The sequence below is a fragment of the Streptomyces sp. P5F9 genome (assembly GCF_057961495.1).
Genome location: NZ_JBXVPZ010000954.1, coordinates 1 through 426 on the forward strand (window position 1 = coordinate 1; position 426 = coordinate 426).

Below are 426 nucleotides of genomic sequence, written 5' to 3' on the forward strand. Positions count from 1 at the left end.
GGCCCGAGCAGCGCCCCGCCCACCCCGACGAGTGCTGTGCCGACCGCACCGGCCACTACGGCGGTCCGGTCATCCGCCGTACCTCCGGGGACTGTCCGGTGTTCCTCTAGGGGCGCGGGGCCGGCCGTGTGCGGTGTGAGCCGATTGTCAGTGGGCCCGCCTAGTGTGCTCGGCATGGACGTGGAACTCGTACGGCTTCAGCCCTGGGGTGAGGGTGACTTCTGGTTGTTGGAGCGGCTCAACAGCCCTGAGATGACTGCGCACTTGGGGGGTCCCGAGAGTGCGGCGCAGCTCGATGCCCGGCATCGGCGGTACGTCGGGCTGGGACGAGGGTGCATGTACCGGGTCGAGTTGGCGGGGAGCGGGGAGACCGTCGGCTCGATCGGGTTCTGGGAGCGGGAGTGGCGGGGTGAGTCGGTGTGGGAG

General features: G+C 70.2%; 1 protein-coding gene. It reads left to right on the top strand.

The annotated features are described in order from the left end of the window. Positions 1 to 174: 174 nt before the first annotated feature. The coding region (locus AC31A1_RS51760; RefSeq protein WP_489659968.1) for a GNAT family N-acetyltransferase at positions 175 to 426 on the top strand (252 nt) is incomplete at its 3' end.